The organism is Devosia sp. MDV22-iso42, assembly GCF_058629155.1.
Map to the genome: position 1 here is coordinate 242,159 of NZ_JBZVWR010000010.1, position 18,963 is coordinate 261,121.

Annotated in this window: 15 protein-coding genes and 2 tRNA genes; 9 read left to right on the top strand and 8 right to left on the bottom strand. The window is 63.8% G+C overall.

Features of this window, described 5'->3' with window-relative positions; translation table 11 throughout:
• Positions 1 to 132 precede the first annotated feature (132 nt).
• Positions 133 to 747 carry a pyridoxamine 5'-phosphate oxidase family protein gene (locus AC4NN3_RS13035; protein ID WP_491927519.1) on the top strand — a complete coding sequence of 205 codons (615 nt, stop codon included), beginning with the start codon at positions 133 to 135 and terminating at the stop codon, positions 745 to 747.
• A gap of 67 nt (positions 748 to 814) precedes the next feature.
• Positions 815 to 1,612 (top strand): phosphodiesterase, encoded by a 798-nt coding sequence (locus AC4NN3_RS13040; RefSeq protein ID WP_491927520.1) that lies wholly within the window; start codon positions 815 to 817, stop codon positions 1,610 to 1,612.
• A 53-nt stretch (positions 1,613 to 1,665) separates the two neighbouring features.
• Here AC4NN3_RS13040 and AC4NN3_RS13045 read toward each other — a convergent pair whose 3' ends face one another.
• Positions 1,666 to 2,262 (bottom strand): NADPH-dependent FMN reductase, encoded by a 597-nt coding sequence (locus tag AC4NN3_RS13045; protein WP_491927521.1) that lies wholly within the window; start codon positions 2,260 to 2,262, stop codon positions 1,666 to 1,668.
• A 125-nt stretch (positions 2,263 to 2,387) separates the two neighbouring features.
• Here AC4NN3_RS13045 and AC4NN3_RS13050 point away from each other — a divergent pair, with 125 nt between their 5' ends.
• Complete coding sequence (locus tag AC4NN3_RS13050; protein ID WP_491927522.1) at positions 2,388 to 2,783, top strand: winged helix-turn-helix transcriptional regulator; 396 nt, start codon at positions 2,388 to 2,390, stop codon at positions 2,781 to 2,783.
• A gap of 221 nt (positions 2,784 to 3,004) precedes the next feature.
• On the opposite strand, the gene AC4NN3_RS13055 is transcribed toward AC4NN3_RS13050, so the two are convergent.
• From AC4NN3_RS13055 to cpdR, 3 genes are all read right to left on the bottom strand, one after another.
• Positions 3,005 to 3,079: transfer RNA gene (locus tag AC4NN3_RS13055), tRNA-Val, on the bottom strand.
• Between the two features lie 28 nt (positions 3,080 to 3,107).
• Positions 3,108 to 3,182: transfer RNA gene (locus AC4NN3_RS13060), tRNA-Val, on the bottom strand.
• Between the two features lie 196 nt (positions 3,183 to 3,378).
• A complete protein-coding gene (gene cpdR / locus AC4NN3_RS13065; protein ID WP_046105558.1) occupies positions 3,379 to 3,738 on the bottom strand; it encodes a cell cycle two-component system response regulator CpdR in 360 nt (119 codons plus the stop codon).
• Between the two features lie 319 nt (positions 3,739 to 4,057).
• Here cpdR and AC4NN3_RS13070 point away from each other — a divergent pair, with 319 nt between their 5' ends.
• From AC4NN3_RS13070 to AC4NN3_RS13080, 3 genes are all read left to right on the top strand, one after another.
• Positions 4,058 to 4,954, top strand: a complete 897-nt coding sequence (locus tag AC4NN3_RS13070; RefSeq protein WP_491927523.1) for an N-formylglutamate amidohydrolase — start codon at positions 4,058 to 4,060, stop codon at positions 4,952 to 4,954.
• Positions 4,955 to 5,131: 177 nt separating this feature from the next.
• On the top strand, positions 5,132 to 5,920 hold the full coding sequence (gene hisN / locus AC4NN3_RS13075) for a histidinol-phosphatase (protein WP_491927524.1): 789 nt from the start codon (positions 5,132 to 5,134) through the stop codon (positions 5,918 to 5,920).
• A gap of 95 nt (positions 5,921 to 6,015) precedes the next feature.
• Complete coding sequence (locus tag AC4NN3_RS13080; RefSeq protein WP_491927525.1) at positions 6,016 to 8,193, top strand: putative bifunctional diguanylate cyclase/phosphodiesterase; 2,178 nt, start codon at positions 6,016 to 6,018, stop codon at positions 8,191 to 8,193.
• Between the two features lie 6 nt (positions 8,194 to 8,199).
• On the opposite strand, the gene AC4NN3_RS13085 is transcribed toward AC4NN3_RS13080, so the two are convergent.
• The 4 genes from AC4NN3_RS13085 to AC4NN3_RS13100 all read right to left on the bottom strand — a co-directional run bounded on the left by AC4NN3_RS13085 (position 8,200) and on the right by AC4NN3_RS13100 (position 12,070).
• A complete protein-coding gene (locus tag AC4NN3_RS13085) occupies positions 8,200 to 9,234 on the bottom strand; it encodes a sulfate/molybdate ABC transporter ATP-binding protein (protein ID WP_491927526.1) in 1,035 nt (344 codons plus the stop codon).
• Between the two features lie 11 nt (positions 9,235 to 9,245).
• Positions 9,246 to 10,121: a sulfate ABC transporter permease subunit CysW gene (gene cysW, locus AC4NN3_RS13090; RefSeq protein WP_491927527.1), complete on the bottom strand. Its 876-nt coding sequence runs from the start codon at positions 10,119 to 10,121 to the stop codon at positions 9,246 to 9,248.
• Positions 10,105 to 10,950, bottom strand: coding sequence for a sulfate ABC transporter permease subunit CysT (gene cysT, locus AC4NN3_RS13095; protein WP_491927528.1), 846 nt, complete (start codon positions 10,948 to 10,950; stop codon positions 10,105 to 10,107). Before cysT ends, cysW begins: the two co-directional genes overlap by 17 nt.
• 151 nt (positions 10,951 to 11,101) lie before the next feature.
• Positions 11,102 to 12,070, bottom strand: a complete 969-nt coding sequence (locus tag AC4NN3_RS13100; protein ID WP_491927529.1) for an alpha/beta hydrolase — start codon at positions 12,068 to 12,070, stop codon at positions 11,102 to 11,104.
• A gap of 389 nt (positions 12,071 to 12,459) precedes the next feature.
• Here AC4NN3_RS13100 and AC4NN3_RS13105 point away from each other — a divergent pair, with 389 nt between their 5' ends.
• The 3 genes from AC4NN3_RS13105 to gltB all read left to right on the top strand — a co-directional run bounded on the left by AC4NN3_RS13105 (position 12,460) and on the right by gltB (position 18,920).
• Positions 12,460 to 12,918: an Hsp20 family protein gene (locus AC4NN3_RS13105; RefSeq protein ID WP_491927530.1), complete on the top strand. Its 459-nt coding sequence runs from the start codon at positions 12,460 to 12,462 to the stop codon at positions 12,916 to 12,918.
• Positions 12,919 to 13,007: 89 nt separating this feature from the next.
• A complete protein-coding gene (gene dps / locus AC4NN3_RS13110; protein ID WP_491927531.1) occupies positions 13,008 to 13,520 on the top strand; it encodes a DNA starvation/stationary phase protection protein Dps in 513 nt (170 codons plus the stop codon).
• 651 nt (positions 13,521 to 14,171) lie between these two features.
• Entirely contained in the window at positions 14,172 to 18,920 is a 4,749-nt protein-coding gene (gene gltB, locus AC4NN3_RS13115) for a glutamate synthase large subunit (protein ID WP_491927532.1), read from the top strand.
• Positions 18,921 to 18,963: the final 43 nt, after the last annotated feature.

The following is an 18,963-nucleotide window of genomic DNA, read 5'->3' on the forward strand; positions in this document are numbered from 1 at the left end:
CCTTTTGTCGCCGTGTCATTCGTTCGCAATATAGGGTCAGTTACATCAGCCACCTAGTGCAAGCTGCATCACTTCGGGCGGAACCGATGCCGCGGGGCAGCGGGGCGGCGCCCACGACAAGAGTTCACTGCCATGACTTATCTGACCTCACTCGCCCAGCTTGAAGCGCTCTACCTGCCGGCGCCGGGCCCCGCTTCGATGGTCAAGGTGGCGCACACCATGACGCCGCATTATCGCCGCCTGGTCGAGGCCAGCCCCTTTGCCACCCTCGCTACCATCGGCCCGGAGGGCATTGACTGCTCCCCGCGCGGCGACCAGCCCGGCTTTGTCCGCGTGCATGATGACACCACGCTGATGATGCCTGATCGCCGCGGCAATAACCGCATCGATTCGCTGCGCAATATCCTGCGCGATCCGCGCTGCGCCTTCCTCTTCCTGCTGCCCGGCTCGGGCACCACCTTCCGCGCCAATGGCCGCGCCCGCATCAGCGTCGACCCGGCGCTGCTCGACAGCTTTGCTGTCGACGGCAAGGCGCCGCGTTCGGTGATCGTGATGGAAGTCGACGAACTCTATTTCCAATGCGCCCGCGCCATCGTGCGGTCCGAGCTGTGGAATCCGGCCCGCCACATCGACCCGGCCACCCTGCCCAGCCCCGGCGAGATCCTGGCCGCCATGACCCACGACCAGGTCGGCGGCCAAAGCTACGACGAGGCCTGGCCCGAGCGCGCGCGACAGACAATGTGGTGACACACAATCGTCACCCGGCGGTCATCTGCATCGCCTAGGACGCCTCGCACACCTTTGAGAGGCTGAAATGACGCTGAAATTCATCATCATGAGCGATTTGCACCTGGTCCCCGAGGGGGAAACCTCGATCACCCTCGATACCAGCACCCGCCTGGAACAGGCGGTGGACGCAGTCCTTGCCCGCCATGCCGACGCCGACTTCTGCATCCTGGCCGGCGACCTGACCGATCGCGGCGAGGCGGCTGCCTATGAGCGGCTCAAGACCATCATTGCCCGCCTGCCCATCCCGGTGCATATTACCCTGGGCAATCATGACGACCGCCCGACTTTCCTTGACGTCTTCGGCGCCGACCATGCCGCCGAGACCGGCCATGTCGACAAGGTCATCGATGTCGAGGGCTACCGCATCATCCTGCTCGATTCTTCCGAGCCCGGCCGCGTCGACGGCGTGCTGGAAGTCGCGCAGATCAACTGGCTGCGCGCCCGCCTCGCCGAAGCCATGGACCGCCCGGTCATCGTCGTACTGCACCACAATGCCAATGCGCTGCACATTCACTCCGACACCATCCGCATGCTCGAGCCCGATGCCTTCATCGACGCCCTCAAGACCCATCCCGACATCCGCCAGGTCATTGCCGGCCATGTGCATCTGACGTCGACGGCCACCTGGCGCGGCCTGCCCTTCACCACCCTGGCCGGCGGCCACTATTCGGTGGATTTCTCCGTCGACCAGCCCGACGCACCGATGCGCCGCATCACCGGCCCTGGTCAGATGGCCGTCGTCGTCGGCACGCCCGATCGCACCACCGTCCTGTTCGACGACTTCATCGACGGCAATGCCGATATCGCCTGGCCCCAGGCCTGAAAGTAGCCCTGGCCCGGGGTCTCCGGCCAGGGCTTTGCCCTCAGCTGCGGCCGCTAGGCCGCCGATGCCAGGGCCGTGCTGTCGCGACCGGCCTTGAGGGTCTGGGCATACCAGGCCAGCTCATCCAGCATCGTCACCACGGTGGGCGCCAGATAGGGGTAATCGGCAAAATCCTTGCCGTCGCGGATCAGGCCCATGAAGGGCTCCATATTGACATGCACGGCCCGGTTGAGCGGGACCATGCTCAGCTCCACCACGATTTGCCGCAGATGTTCGACCGCCCTTGCCCCGCCCACCGCGCCATAGCCCACAAAGGCCGCTGGCTTGCGCGCCGATTCGGCGAACACGAAGTCGAGCGCGTTCTTGAGCACGCCGGAGATCGAGTGATTGTACTCGGCGGTAACGAAAACATAGCCGTCCAGCTCGGCCAGCTTGCCGGACCACTTCTTGGCATCGGGCGTGTCGATCGGCACGAAGCGCGGCGAGGCGATATAGTCGAAGTAGGGCAGCGGATAGTCGCGCAGGTCGACAATCTCGGTCTCGATATCGGTGCGGCTGGCGGCCTGTTCAGCCACCCAGCGCGCCGCCCTTTCGCCAAAACGGCCTTCGCGGGTGGTGGAAATGATGATGCCGATCCTGGGCTTGGTCATGGGAAATCTCGATTTTTTCTGGATAGGTACGAATAGGAAGCTGGTCACCAACGGTAACTGACACTATATTGGTGCCTGTCAAACACCCGGACAAGACGGCACTAATTCCTCACTGGAGGCACCTTTTGGAAAGCCTGGTTACCCCGACGACACCGCATAGCACAGCCGAGTGCAGTCGCCTCGCCCATCCCCTCGCCGACATTCTGGGCCGCATCGGCACGCGCTGGACCATCCATGTCATCATCGCCCTGACCCAGGGGCCGATGCGTTTTTCCCAGCTCAAGCGGCATGTTGCGGGCATTTCCCAGAAAATGCTGACCCAGACCCTGCGCGACCTTGAAGCCGATGGCCTGGTGACCCGCACCGTCACCCCGATCATTCCCCCCCGCGTCGATTATGAACTGACCGCAATGGGCATGGAACTCCGCATGCCTTTGGCCGGCATCGCCGACTGGGCCACCCGGCACAGCCCCGCCATTACCCGCTCGCGCAACGCCCACGCTCAGACCAAGGAGTCCTGACAGGCGCATGCACGGCGACAGTTTAACGTCTGGGGGGTGTCGAAAACGGCTATAGCCATTGGCATGAGCTCGTGGCGGGCACCATTTGCCTTCGAACCGGTCAAGGCGAGGCGAAAATGCCGCATTGCGGGACCCGGCGCGCAGCGTGCGTTCGGCACGTGAGCACCGGAAGCGCAGCAATGTGGTATTTGCAGACCGCCTTCACCGCGAGCGAAGGCGAATGGTGGGAGTAACAAGGATTGAACTTGTGACCCTTCGCGTGTGAAGCGAATGCTCTCCCGCTGAGCTATACTCCCGTCGCCAGAGGCGAAGTATTCAGAGAGATGGTGGGCGTAACAAGGATCGAACTTGTGACCCCCTCGATGTCAACGAGGTGCTCTCCCGCTGAGCTATACGCCCATCTCTCCGGGAAGGCAGCGCCGTTAAGCCCTGCCAGTGGCGCGGATAGACCATAAACCTAATAGGGGGTCAAGGGGCTTCGACGCGGCCCGCAGGGACAAATTGCTCCGGCGGAGCAATTTGGGCGGAGAAGGCCATGAGAGCTGCGCTCGAATGGCTGAATGCCTGGTGGAAAGCTGTTCAAATCCGCAGACCCTTACGCCGCTAAGAGCCGCTCGACTTCGTTCACCAGATCCTTGAGATGGAACGGCTTGCTCAGCACCGAGGCATCCTTGGGCGCGTCGCTGTCGGGGTTGAGTGCCACGGCGGCAAAGCCGGTGATGAACATCACCTTGAGGTCGGGGTCGAGCTCGGTGGCGCGCCGCGCCAGCTCGATGCCGTCCATTTCCGGCATCACGATATCGCTCAGCAGCAGCGAAAACGGCTCTTCGCGCAGCCGCTCATAGGCCGACAGGCCATTGTCAAACGACACCACCTCATAGCCGGCATTCTTGAGGGCGCGCGTCAGGAACTGGCGCATGTCGTTATCGTCTTCTGCGAGCAGAATTCGCTTCATCATCTCTCTCCGGCCATCGGGCGTGAATCGCACCCTGACACGCGATGTTTAAGGCAAGTTTGCACTTCTGCAAACTTCGAGCCGTCCCGCAGAGAAAATCGCTCGAGTGGAGCCATTGCAGGCGAGAAGGCCATGAGCGCTACGCTCGCACGGCAACTGCAGGGACAGCAACCCGGCCAGCCCGCGCCGCTGCCCCCAAAGAACGTCACGATCAAGAGCGCCCACCCTCCGACATTGTGGACAACGCCGTCACAAACGGCGACACTGTAGACATACAGTCACAGTGCGCCGCCAGCCGGCGCCAGTTCGGGGAAACAGCGTGCGGTCTGACTATTGGGATCAGCCGGCATTCGAGACCATCAGGCCACGCCGCCTCCTGTCGCCCGTGGTATTCAATTCGCCCCATTCCGGCCGGGTCTATCCCGAGCGCTTCCTGGCCATGACGCGGCTCGATCACCTCTCCATCCGCCAGTCCGAGGATGCCTGGGTCGACGAACTCTTCGCCCGCGCACCCCATGTCGGCGCCCCCCTGCTGCGCGCCCATTTCCCCCGTGCCTATCTCGACGTCAATCGCGAGCCCTGGGAACTCGATCCCGCCATGTTCGTCGAGCCGCTGAGCGATCGCTTCAACACCACCTCGCCGCGCGTCGCCGCCGGGCTGGGCACGCTGGCCCGCGTCGTTGCCGAGAACAAGCCCATCTATCGTGACCGGCTGACGCTGGAGGATGCGCGCATGCGCATCGAGGGGATCTACCACCCCTATCACGCCGCCCTGCAGCGGCTGCTCAGCGAGGCCGTCAATGCCTTTGGCGTGGGTCTTTTGATCGATTGCCATTCCATGCCGCGCATCGCCCGCACCAATGATCGCGCCGCCCCCGATATCGTGCTGGGCGATCGCTATGGCACCACCTGCGCCCCCGCCCTCGTCGATCTGGTGGAAACCATCTTTGCCAGCGCCGGGCTGCGGGTCGCGCGCAACCGCCCCTATGCCGGCGGCTTTGCCACCCGCACCTATGGCCGGCCCCAGCATGGCGTGCACGCCCTGCAGATCGAGATCAGCCGCCACCTCTACATGAACGAGGTCACCCTCACCAAGACCGAGAACTTCGACGCCATCCGCCAGGTCATGGAGCGGCTGATCTTTGCCCTGGTCGGGCTCGACCTGGTCTCGCTGGTCGGCAACCAGGCCCTGCCGGAAAAAGCCGCGGCGGAGTAAGGTTGATGGTCTTCGCACTTGCCGCACCCGCGGTGTCACCCCGGCCGTGAGCCGGGGCCCATCTTGAGATCGAACCGCGACCGCAGGGTCGATCAGGCGGCGGGCAGGCCAGATGCGCGTCACCAGCTTCCCCCGCCGGGATCGGTTGGCTATGTACAGAGCAACGGAGCTCACCCCATGACCCTTGATATCGCCAGGATCCAGGCCACTTTGCTGGCCGCCGCCGACGCCGCCGCCGCCATCACCCTGCCCCTGTTCCGCACCGATCTGGGCGTCGACAACAAGCTCAGTGCCGGCTTTGATCCGGTCACCGAGGCCGATCGCGGCGCCGAAACCGCCATCCGCGCCGTCATCGGCAATGCCTTTCCCGAGCACGCCATCATCGGCGAGGAATGGGGCAATTCCGGCCAGGGTGACCATACCTGGATCATCGACCCGGTCGACGGCACCCGCGCCTTCATCACCGGCGCCCCGGTCTGGGGCACGTTGATCGGCTTTGCCCATCACGGCGTCGCCATTGCCGGCCTGATGAGCCAGCCCTTTATCGGCGAGACCTTCCTGGCCACCCCGGCTGGCGCCACCTATACCCGCCACGGCATCAGCCAGCCGCTGCGCACCTCCGGCCTGACCACCCTGGCCGCCGCCCGCGTCTTCACCACCACCCCGTCCCTGTTCAGCACCCCCGAACTCATGGCCAAGTGGCACGCCATCGTGGCCGCCACCCGCCTGCAGCGCTTCGGCCTTGATTGCTATGGCTATGCCCTGCTCGCGGCCGGCCATGCCGACCTCGTTATCGAGCCCTTCCTCAACACCTATGACATCGCCGCTCTGGTCCCCATCATCCGCCAGGCCGGCGGCGCCGTGGCCTGCTGGGACGGCAGTGAACCCACCGGCGGCGGCAATGTAATCGCCGCGGCCACGCCGCAACTGCTCGATCAGGCACTCGACCTGGTCAATGCCAGCTGAGGCAATCGGCACGCCAGGCGATTTCCTCCGCTGCGGTGAACGATTGCATCATATCTGGCTGTTAATCTGCGGCCATGATGTCCGCTCGCCCTCAATTGTCGCGCTCTGTCTCGAGCCCCCTGGTCTGGCTGCTGCTTGTCTTTGGCATAGCCATGCTGCTGGCGGTCGCGCTCGGAACCTGGTGGGCCGCCGGGCGGATCGACGCCTGGGCGGATGCCCGGGAGCGCCAGTCGGTCAGCGCTGGCCTCGATCAGGAAAAGTCCCGGCTCGGCATCGAGCAGGATAGCACCGTCGTCTGGGACGAGGCTGTGGCGCGTCTCGCGGCCAATGACCAGCCCTGGATTGGCGACAATCTCGTCGATTGGATGAGCCAGTATTACGGCCATGACCGCGTCTATGTCATTGCCCCGGACGGCCACGTGGTTCGCGCCGCAGACCAGGGGCAATATGCCGGTCAATCGGTCAACCCAGCAGACCAGGCAGCCCTTGCCGGCCTGCTGGCCGAATTCCGGGCGCGTACCACGCCGGCAGCAACCGGACCGGCCGACTCCAGCTTCTCGCCCGCCGATCGTGGCCTGCTCGACACCGTGATCCTGGGCGACGGCAATCTGGCCTATCTCAGCTTGCGCCCGGTCGTGCCGACATCGGGTGCGGACCAGCCGGTCGGGGGCGACGCCTTCCTGCATGTCTCGGTCAGGCTGGTCTCGGGCGACCTGCTGGACGAGATCGGCAGGCGTTTCGGGCTGGATGATCTGCGCGTGGTGGCCCGCAACGGGGCGCCTGCGACGCTGCCGGTCCTCAACAATGCCGGCCGGGTGGTTGCCGTGCTGGGATGGGAGCCACAGCATCCGGTAATGGACCTGCTGGTGGAAACGGCGCCCGCCACCCTGGGCGTCTTCGGCCTTGGTCTGACCAGCCTGCTCGCTTTGATCGCCTGGCTGCACCGCATGACCCTGCGGCTCGAGATTGCCCAGGATCAGACGACCTATCTGTCGCTGCACGATCCGCTGACCGGCATTGCCAATCGGGCGCTGTTTGAATCGCGCCTCAACGAGGCCATGACCTATCAATACCTGGCGCCGACCAAGGTGGCGCTGGTGTCCATTGACCTCGATGGCTTCAAGGAGGTCAACGACACCCTCGGCCACGCCGCGGGGGATGATCTGATCCGCCAGGTGGCCAGGCGCCTCGCCTTTGCTCTGCCCGAAGAGGCGACCATCGCCCGCGTCGGCGGCGACGAATTTGCCCTGGTACAGCCCGGCATGATCAGCGAAGGCCAGGCGCGCTGGATTTGCGAGGGCCTGATCCGGGCCTTGCATGATCCCTTCGTGCTGGGCGGGGAATCCGTCGAGGTCACGGCCAGTTTCGGTATCTCGCTGGAAGACGGCCTGGAGGTGACGGCGGCGGAGATGTTCCGGCGCGCCGACGTGGCGCTTTACGCTGCCAAGGCCGAGGGACGCAACCGGCTCAAGTTCTACGAGCTGCAGATGGATGCCTCCCGTCGCGAGAAGCGCATGCTGGAAGTCGATCTGCGCAATGCCTTGGTCACCGGGATCGGCCTGTTCGTGCTCTATCAGCCCATCTTCAGCGCCAGGACCGGCGCCATTGTCGGCGCCGAGGCGCTCGTCCGCTGGCAGCATCCCCAGCGTGGCCTGCTGGCACCCGACATCTTCATCGCCCTGGCCGAGGAAACCGGCATCATCAACCAGCTCGGCGAATGGGTGCTGGAACAGGCCTGCCGCACCGCGGTCGATGCCGACCTGCCCTGGATTGCCGTCAACATCTCTCCCGTGCAGATGCGTCACCAGGTGTTTGGCAGCCGCGTCAACGACGTGCTGAACCGGACCGGGCTGCCGGCGCAGCGGCTTGAGCTCGAGATTACCGAAGGCGTGCTGCTGCAGCATTCCCCCCAGATCGAAACCACCCTGGCGCGGCTGCAGCAAATGGGTATCCGCATCGCGCTCGACGATTTCGGCACCGGCTACTCCTCCATCAGCTATCTGCGCACCTACAATATCGACAAGCTCAAGATCGACCAGTCCTTCACCCGCCTGATGGGCCGCGATGAGGTGACGCGCACCATCGTGCAGTCGGTCATCCAGATGGCCGATGCCCTGGGCATTGATGTGACCGCCGAAGGCGTGGAAGACGAAAGCCAGCGCCAGATGCTGGCCAGGCTGGGCTGCGCCCAGCTCCAGGGCTTCCTGCTCTCCCGCCCCGTCACCGCGGAAAAGCTGACCGAACTCCTGCAGCTGCAGCGCGCGGCCGCCTGACGCCCTTCAACGAGCCGGAAACAGCGTCCAGCGCCTTGGCCGGAAGGCGATCTGCGTCCGTTCGCCGGCCGGATGGTCGAAGGGCAGATCGATTTCCACGCGATGGGCCGCGCTGCCCAGATCGAGTTCCACCCGGCGTGTCCCGCCAACCCGGCGACTGGACACCACCACGCCGGCCAGCGCTGCATCGCCCTCCACCAGCTCGATATCGTGCGGCCGGAAGAACATGCGCGCCGGTCCCGCGCCGTCGGCACTGGCGATGCCCACCGGCCGGTCACCCAGCCAGACGTCGCCATTTTCCACATGGACCGGCAGCTCGCTGGATTCCCCGATAAAGCCGAAGACGAAGGGCGAGGACGGCGTGTCATAGACGCCGTCCGGCGTGCCCACTTGTTCGATCTTGCCCTGGCTCATCACGCAGAGCCGGTCGGCCAGCTCGAGCGCTTCTTCCTGATCATGGGTGACGAACACCGTCGTATGACCGGTGCGGTCGTGGATTTCGCGCAGCCATTTGCGCAGCTCGCGCCGCACCTGCGCATCAAGCGCACCAAAGGGTTCGTCGAGTAGCAGCACGCTGGGCTCGATGGCCAAGGCGCGCGCCAGTGCCACGCGCTGCCTTTGCCCGCCCGAGAGCTGGTTGGGATAGCGCTTTTCGAGGCCCGCCAGCTGCACCAGGTCCAGCAGTTCGAGCGCGCGGCGGCGGATTTCGCCAGCTGGCGGCCGCGACGACCGGGGCCGGACCTTGAGGCCGAAAGCCACATTTTCCAGAATCGTCATGTGCCGGAACAGCGCATAGTGCTGGAACACGAAACCGATCCGGCGCTCCTGCACGCTCTTTTCGGAGGCGTCCTCGTCGCCAAAGAAAATCCGGCCCGCCGTTGGCCGCTCCAGCCCCGCGATCAGCCGCAGCAAGGTGGTCTTGCCCGAGCCCGACGGACCCAGCAGCGCGATCAGCTCACCCGAGCGGATATCGAGCGACACATCGTGCAAGGCCGGGAACCGGTCGAACTCCTTGCGGACATTTTCTACGCGAACTTGCATTGAGATCCCTGTCAGTGACCGCGGCCGCTGGCGGCCAGTTCGTCGCCGAACCGCCATTCCAGCGTGGTTTTGAGAACCAGAGTAACCAGGGCCAGCAGGGCCAGCAGCGATGCCAGCGCGAAGGCGGCAGTGCCTTGATACTCGTTGTAGAACATTTCCACCTGCAGCGGCATGGTGGTGGTCTGGCCGCGGATTTTGCCCGAGACGACGGCCACCGCGCCGAACTCACCCATGGCGCGCGCATTGCACAGCAGCACGCCATAGAGCAGGCCCCATTTGATATTGGGCAGCGTCACGCGCCAGAAGGTCTGCCAGCCCGAGGCGCCCAGCGACAAAGCCGCCTCTTCATCGCCGGTCCCCTGATCCTGCATCAGCGGGATCAGTTCGCGGGCGACGAAGGGGAAGGTGACAAAGATCGTTGCCAGCACGATGCCGGGCACGGCGAACAGCACCTCGACGCCATAGGACTTCAGCCACGGCCCCAGCACGCTGCCCGAGCCGAACAGCAGCACATAGACCAGGCCAGAGATCACCGGCGACACTGAAAAGGGCAGGTCGATCAGTGTAATGAGGAAAGCCTTGCCCTTGAACTCGAACTTGGCGATGGCCCAGGAGGCGCAGATGCCGAAGACCACGTTGAGCGGCACGGCAATGGCGGCGACCAGCAGGGTCAGCCTTATGGCCGATTGCGCATCAGGGCTCTGCAGCGACTGGAAATAGACGCCGACGCCCCGGCGCAAGGCTTCCGAAAAGACCGCGACCAGCGGCAGCACCAGGAACAGCGCCATGAAGGCAAGGCCGCTCAAGATCAGGGTCCAACGCACCCAGACCGGTTCATTGGTGGGCGAAACCAGCCGGCGAACGGGCATACTAGCTGCCATAACCATACCGCCTGCGGCTCCACGCCTGGATCAGATTGATGATGAACAGCATGACGAAGGAGATCGACAGCATCACCGTGGCGATGACCGCCGCCCCGGCATAGTTGAACTCTTCGAGGCGGATGACGATCAGCAGCGGCGCAATTTCCGAGACGAAAGGGATATTGCCGGCAATGAAGATGACCGAGCCATATTCCCCCACCGCCCGGGCAAAGGCCAGGGCGAAGCCGGTGAGGATAGCCGGCGTCAGGCTGGGCAGCAGCACGCGAGAAATGGTCTGGAACCGGTTGGCGCCCAGCGTCGCCGAGGCTTCTTCCACTTCCTTGCTGGTCTCTTCAAGGATGGGCTGGATGGTACGCACGACAAAGGGCAGGCCGATAAAGATCATGGCGATGGTGATGCCGACCGGCGTATAGGCGATGCGCCAGCCCAGCGGCGCCACCAGCTGGCCGATAAAGCCGTTTGGCGCATAGATGGCGGTCAGGGCAATGCCGGCCACGGCAGTCGGCAATGCAAAGGGCAGGTCGACCATGGCATCGAAAATGCGGCGGCCGGGAAAGCGGTAGCGCACCAGGACCCAAGCAATCAGCGTTCCGAAGACCACATTGATGCCGGCGGCGATCAGGGCGGTGACAAAGCTGGTGCGCAGGGCCGCCAGCACGCGCGGATCGAGCGCCGCCGCCCAGAACCCGCTCCAGCCCAGGCCCGTCGAGCGGATCACCAGGGCGATCAGCGGAACCAGGATGATCAGCGAGAAATAGGCGAGCGTGATGCCAAGGGTCAGCCCGAAACCGGGAATGACGCTGGGCTGACGAAATCGCCCAAATCCTGCCATGCTCGCCTCCACTGCCTGGTCGGCGCACTGACCGGGACAGGGTCGAGTTTCCAATGCCGACCGGCTTGCTGAACTAACCCTAGCTGGATGGTCGAGTTTCTCAAGCGACGGCCGCGGCAAGATTTCGCCGGATAATAGAAAAATATTCTACCTAGCTCTGCTCGGTAATGAAGGCGTCGAACGCCGCCAGCACCTGGCCGCGAATGGCATCGCTTTCCATGAACAGCTCGTGCCGCGCCCCGGGGATCACCTGGTGCCGTCCGGTACGCAGCCGCAGGCCCAGCTGTTCGATGGCATTGGTCGAGACCACTTCGTCGCGCGCCGCCGCCAGCATCAGCAGGGGTATGCCCAGCCGGGCGGGGAAGCTGTCGCTGCCCGCTGCCGCCATTGCCCCCATGGCCGCCGCCACCCAGCCGATCGTTGGGGCGCCGATCTCCAGTGCCGGCCGCGCCTTGACCACATCCACCATGCGCAGATAGCGCAGCATGTCTCCGGTCAGCGGGTTATTGGCAAAGCTGGCTTCCGAGACCGGCTTGTCGGCCTTGCGGCGGATCGGCAGCCGGCCGAGGCCGATAAAGCACAGCGCCGTGGCCACCCGGGCCATCCCGGCCATGCTCAGCGGCTGCCGGTCCAGCGCCAGCATCGGCGCGGAGAGAAAGATCCGGTCGAACAGCATCCGGTCCTGCGCCGCCGCGAACAGCGAGACCAGCCCGCCCATCGAATGGCCGACCAGGTAGAAGGGCGGCGGGCATTCGGGCAGCAGGATCTGACCATGAAAACTTCTGAGGTCGGTGCCGTAATCCTCGAAGCGGTCGACATGGCCCAGGCTTTTATTGCCGATCAGCCGCTCCGAACCGCCCTGGCCGCGCCAGTCGAAGGTCGCCACGGCAAAGCCGCGCTGGCGGAAGTTCTCGATGGTCTCGAAATATTTCTCGATGAATTCGCCGCGCCCCTGCACCAGGCAGATCGTGCCGCGCTGCTTGCCCACCGCCTTTGGCCATGTGGCATAGCGCAGCTGCACCTTGTCGACGGTCTTGAAAAATCCCACCTGCGCCCCCTCGGGCAACGGATTGCTGGGAATATTGACCAGGCTGGGACCATTGGGATCGACTTTGTTCATGAACGCTTCCAAACCGGGTGACACCCTGACTTAGAGCAAACGCTGGGCAAAAAGAAAACCAGCATCCCGGGGGATGCTGGTTCCTGTTCGGCGACCCGTGCGGGGGGCGGGTGACGGGCCGCGTCTGCAGTGCTGAAGTCACCCTCGGCACCTTCCTGTTGATAGCGCCGCCCGTCTGAACCCGACCGGACCGACCCGTTCATTACCCGTTCATACTCGTGACCCTTTGGCGGCCTTGAACCGCAAATTTTGCCCCCTATATCTCAATCGTTCGCCGGCTCTGCCGGGAACCCCGACCTCGATATCCTCGGCTTGCCTAATGTTGGGAGCCAAGAGGAAAACACCACGAGACCCCCGGGAATCCACGTTGCTTTACGGAGAATGTGACTATGCAGACCATCGATTTTTCCCCCTTCTATCGCTCCACCGTCGGCTTTGACCGCGTCTTCAACCGGCTCGACAATCTGGTCGGCCAGGAAGCCAAGACCTACCCGCCCTACAATATCGAGCGCACCGGCGACGACGCCTATCGCATCTCGATTGCCGTGGCCGGGTTCTCCAATGGCGATATCGCCATCGAGACCAAGGAAAACAACCTGGTGGTCAAGGGCGCCAAGTCGGCCGAAACCGCTGATACGGCGCGTGAATTCCTCCATCGCGGCATTGCCGAGCGAGCCTTTGAGCTGCGCTTCCAGCTGGCCGACTATGTCGAGGTGCACGGCGCCACGCTCGAGAACGGCCTGCTCCACCTCGAGCTCAAGCGCGAGCTGCCCGAGAGCAAGAAGCCCCGCTCCATCCAGATCAAGTCTGGCGAGCAGACCAGCCTCGAGGACAAGTCGGTGAACTAAGCCGGCTTTCTGAGCGAGCGACAGGAGGCGCAGTCCACCAGGGCTGCGCCTATTTTGTTGCACGCGGAACCACTGTCTGTCCCCGGCGGTTGACCCCGTGGAATACTTCCGCGTCAAAGGACTCCCCCATGAAAACCCCCGCCATCGCCCTTGAAGGCAATGCCAAGTCCGCCGTCATCGACATCCTCAATGCCCGCCTCGCCGACGCCATCGACCTGGCCCTGATCGTCAAGCAAGCCCATTGGAATCTCAAGGGAATCCAGTTTATCGCCGTGCACGAAATGCTCGATCCCATGCGCACTGCCATCGATATCCACGTCGATGTCATCGCCGAGCGCATCGCCCAGCTCGACGGTATTGCCCTAGGCACCAGTCAGGTCGTCGCCAAGTCGACCAAGCTCGAAGCCTACCCCACCGACATCCGCAAGGTGCCCGATCACCTCAAGGCCCTGGCCGACCGCTTTGCCGCCCTGGCCAATCAGGTGCGCGAGGATATCGACGCCACCGATGAGGCCGGCGACGCCAATGCAGCCGATATTCTCACCGCCTTCTCGCGCGAGCTCGACAAGGATCTCTGGTTCATCAAGTCCCATCTCGAATAGGCAATCGCTGGGTTTTCCGGCTTGATGGGGCGTTTTCCGATGGGGAGACGCCCTTTTTGCGGCTGCGCTACGCCAAATGCCTATTCTTTCCTACAGAAGAGTTGGTGATTTCCTATTTTTTGTGACGCTTCCATGGCAAAGGCGCTTGCCCACAGTTTGGAATTATGCAAATGTGGACGTGATAGGGCAGCACAACTGTCCTATATGACGCGTCGCCCCGCTCTCCGCGGCCAGCACGCACGCTGGCCCGGCTGGCCCGCTAGACGATAGCGGAAACGGGTAGGCGGAGCTAACGAGGTAGGCCGAACTTCAGTTCAGGCCGAGCCGAAAGTAACGGTTTTCGAGAACCGGAGCGGAGCGTACATAGGGTACGTGAGCACCGGAAACGCAGAAATCCGTGGCTTGCAGGCCGGCATCAACTGAAGGACAACTACCGAAGCTCGAATTTGAGTGGCCATTTGGATGCAGCGCCACTCCCCACGCATGGACAGATTTGCTCGTTCGAGCCGTACTGTGTACGACCCGCTTGCGCAGTCTGCCCACCTGAGGACGAGACCGCATCCAGCCCGCCGGGCGACCGGCACTACCAGGATGCACACGACATAGCGACAGGCCCGGCAACGGGCGCGACCAACCAGCGAGGATAAAGCCATGGCAAACGCGCGGAACCGATCCATTTCTCCGGTCACCCCGAAAACTGCCAAAACCTTGATCCGCGATGGTGAGCGCGTTGTCGCCCCCCTCGCCATGGGCCGTCCGGCGGCGCAGGGTCTTTATGATCCGGCCAATGAGCATGATGCCTGCGGCATCGGCATGATCGCCAACATCAAGAACAAGCCCAGCCACGAAGTGGTGCTCAAGGGGCTCGAAATCCTCGAGAACCTCGAGCATCGCGGCGCCGTAGGCGCCGATCCGCTGATGGGCGATGGCGCCGGCATCCTGGTGCAGACGCCGCATGAATTCTTCAGGAAGGTCATGCCCTTCGCGCTGCCCGAAAAGCACTTCTACGCCGTCGCCATGCTGTTTTATCCCAACACGCCCGGCCTGCGCGACCGCGTCGCCGCCGTGGTGCAGGACTGCCTCGTCCGCGAGGGCCTGGCCCTGCTCGGCGAGCGCACCGTACCCGTCGACAACAAGGATCTCTCGGCCGGCGTCATCGCCACCCAGCCCATCATTGAGCAGATGGTCATCGGTCGTCCCGCCGGCATGACGCTGGACGAGTTCGAGCGCAAGCTGCTGATCACCCGCAAGGTGATCTCCAACACCGTCTATGCACAGATCCCGGAATCGGCCGGCGACAACGGCTTTTACGTCGTCTCCATGTCGGCCCGCACCATTGTCTACAAGGGCATGTTCCTGGCCTTCCAGCTCGGCGCCTTTTATCTCGACCTGCATGACGAGAGCTTCGAAAGCGCCATCGCCCTGGTGCATCAGCGCTTTTCCACCAACACTTTCCCCTCCTGGAAGCTGGCCCATCCCTATCGCATGACCACCCACAATGGTGAGATCAACACCATTCGCGGCAACGTCAACTGGATGGCCGCCCGCCAGGCCTCGGTCTCCTCGCCCAAGTTCGGCGAGGACATCACCAAGATCTGGCCGATCTCCTATGAGGGCCAGTCCGACACCGCCTGCTTCGACAACGCGCTCGAATTCCTCGTGCGCGGCGGCTATTCCCTGCCCCATGCGGCCATGATGCTGATCCCCGAAGCCTGGGCCGGCAACCCGCTGATGGATGAAACGCGCCGCAGCTTTTACGAGTACCACGCCGCCCTGATGGAGCCCTGGGACGGCCCCGCCGCCATGTCGCTGAGCGATGGCCGCTATGTCGTGGCCACGCTCGACCGCAATGGCCTGCGCCCCGCCCGTTACCTCGTGACCAAGGAGGGCCACGTCGTGCTCGCCTCCGAATCGGGTGTGCTGACCATTCCCGACGAGGACATTGTCGAGCGCTGGCGCCTGCAGCCCGGCCGCATGCTGCTGATCGATCTCGAGGAAGGCCGCATCATCTCCGACGAGGAGATCAAGCGGACCCTGGCCACCCGCCACCCCTATGCCGAATGGCTGGCCCGCAGCCAGATCGTGCTCGAAGACCTGCCCAATACCGCGCTGACCGCGCCGGTAACCTCCGAGAGCCTGCTCGATCGCATGCAGGCCTTCGGCTATACTCAGGAAGACATCAAGATCCTGATGACGCCCATGGCCACCACCGGCCAGGAGGCCGTCGGCTCGATGGGCACCGATACGCCCATCTCGGCGCTCAGCCAGAAGTCCAAGCTGCTCTATACCTATTTCAAGCAGAACTTCGCCCAGGTCACCAACCCGCCCATCGATCCGATCCGCGAGGAATCGGTGATGAGCTTGGTCAGCTTCATCGGCCCGCGCCCCAATATTCTCGATCTCGAAGGCAGTTCGCGTGAAAAGCGGCTCGAGGTGCGTCAGCCCATTCTGACCAATGAGGATCTGGCCAAGATTCGCGCCATTGGCGACATGGCCGACAACCAGTTCAAGACCAGGACGATCGACATCACCTACCCTGCCGCCACCGGCGCGCCGGGCATGGAAGCGGCTATCCAGTCGATCTCCGAGCAGGCCGAGGCGGCCATTGCCGGCGAATACAACATCATCGTGCTCTCCGACCGCCTGGTCGCGGCCGACCGCATTGCCATTCCGGCGCTGCTGGCCACAGCCGCCGTGCATCATCACCTGATCCGCAAGGGTCTGCGCACCTCCTCGGGCCTGGTCATCGAGACCGGCGAAGCCCGCGAAATGCACCACTTTGCCATGCTGGCGGGCTACGGCGCAGAGGCCATAAACCCCTATCTGGCTTTCGAGACCCTGGCGGCCCTGCATGCCGAAGGCGAGTTCCCCGCCGAGGTCGATGCCAATGAAGTGGTCAACCGCTACATCAAGTCGGTCGGCAAGGGCCTGCTCAAGGTCATGTCCAAAATGGGCATTTCCACCTACCAGTCCTATTGCGGCGCCCAGATTTTTGACGCGGTGGGCCTGAGCACCGACTTCGTGCAGCGCTTCTTTTTCGGCACCGCCACCTCCATCGAGGGTGTCGGCCTGGCCGAAGTCGCCGAAGAAACCGCGCGCCGGCATGAAGACGCCTTTGGCGACAAGGCGGTGCTGCGCAAGGCGCTCGATGTGGGCGGCGAATACATGTACCGCATCCGCGGCGAAAAGCATGCCTGGAGCCCGGACGTCGTTGCCGATCTGCAGCACGCCGTCCGCACGCATGACGAAAGCCCTGAAACCGCCCAGGCGCGCTATGACAGCTTTGCCGCCCGCGTGAACTCGGGCGAAAACGGCTACCTGGCCATTCGCAACCTCTTCGAGATCCGCCCGATTGGCGAGGCTGTAGCCCTCGATCAGGTCGAGCCGGCCGTCGACATCGTCAAGCGTTTCGTCACCGGCGCGATGAGCTTTGGCTCGATTTCGCGCGAGGCCCATACCACTTTGGCCAAGGCGATGAACCAGATCGGCGGCAAGTCCAATACCGGCGAAGGCGGCGAGGAGCCAGATCGCTACAAGCCCCTGCCCGATGGCTCGGCCAATCCCATGCGAAGCGCCATCAAGCAGATCGCCTCGGGCCGCTTTGGCGTCACCACCGAATATCTGGTCAATGCCGATCAGCTGCAGATCAAGGTCGCCCAAGGCGCCAAGCCCGGCGAAGGCGGCCAGCTGCCCGGCCACAAGGTCGATTGGGTCGTCGCCAAGACGCGCCATTCCACGCCCGGCGTGGGCCTCATCAGCCCGCCGCCGCATCACGACATCTATTCCATCGAAGATCTCGCCCAGCTCATCTACGATCTCAAGAACGTCAATGAGCAGGCCGATATCTCGGTCAAGCTGGTGTCCGAGGTCGGCGTCGGCACCGTCGCCGCCGGCGTTGCCAAGGCGCGCGCCGATCACATCACCATTTCCGGCTATGATGGCGGCACCGGCGCTTCGCCTCTGACCTCGCTCAAGCATGCCGGTGGCCCCTGGGAAATCGGCCTGGCCGAAACCCACCAGACACTGGTGCTCAACCGCCTGCGGGCCCGCGTTCGCCTGCAGGTCGATGGCGGTCTCAAGACCGGCCGCGACGTGCTGATCGGCGCCCTGCTCGGCGCCGACGAGTTCGGCTTCTCCACCGCGCCGCTGATCGCGGCCGGCTGCATCATGATGCGCAAGTGCCATCTCAACACCTGCCCGGTTGGCGTCGCCACCCAGGATCCGGTGCTGCGCAAGCGCTTCAAGGGCACGCCCGAGCACGTCATCAACTACTTCTTCTTCATTGCCGAAGAGCTGCGCGGCCTGCTCGCCGCCATGGGTGCCCGCACCCTTAACGAGCTCATCGGCCGCTCCGACCTGCTCGACCAGCGCAAGCTGGTCGATCACTGGAAGAGCGATGGCGTCGATTTCACCAAGCTGTTCCACAAGCCCGAGCCGCTGGGTGACGACACCATCTATCACTCCGAAACCCAGAACCATCATCTGGAAGCCGTGCTCGATCGTCAGCTGGTCGACCTGGCCGGCCCGGCGCTGGAAAACGGCACCGCCGTGCATATCGACCTGCCCATCCGCAGCCGCGACCGCTCCGTCGGCGCCATGCTGTCGGGCGCCGTTGCCCGCAAATATGGTCACGAGGGTCTGCTCGACGACACCATCTCCATCCGTCTCAGCGGCACGGCCGGCCAGGCCTTTGGCGCCTTCCTCGCCCGCGGCATTTCCATCGACATGGTGGGCGACGCCAATGACTATGTCGGCAAGGGTCTGAGTGGCGGCCGCATCGTCGTGCGCCCCTCCGACAAGGCCAGCTTCGTGCCGGAAAACTCCATCATCGTCGGCAATACCGTGCTCTACGGCGCCATTGCCGGCGAGTGCTATTTCCGCGGCGTGGCCGGCGAACGCTTTGCCGTACGCAATTCCGGTGCAATCGCCGTGGTCGAAGGCACCGGCGATCATGGCTGCGAATACATGACCGGCGGCATTGTCGTCGTCATTGGCCAGACCGGCCGTAACTTCGCCGCCGGCATGAGCGGCGGCGTCGCCTATGTGCTCGATGAGGACGAAACCTTCCGCGAGCGCTGCAACCTGGCCATGGTCGACCTCGAGCCCGTGCCCGAGGAAGAAAACCTCATGCGCGATCTGCACCATCACGGCGGCGATCTCGAATGGCATGGCCGCGTCGACATTTCCGGCGACATGACCCGGCATGACGATGAGCGCCTGCACCAGCTCATCAGTAACCACCTGCACTATACCGGCTCGACCAAGGCCAAGGCGATCCTGGACAACTGGGTCGAGATGCGGCCCAAATTCGTCAAGGTAATGCCCGTCGAATACCGCCGCGCCATCCGCGAGATGGAAAAGAAGCGCGCCGGCATGGGCATGGGAGCAGCGGCGGAATGATGATGAGCACGATCATGCACCGCACCAACGACGTCAATTCCAG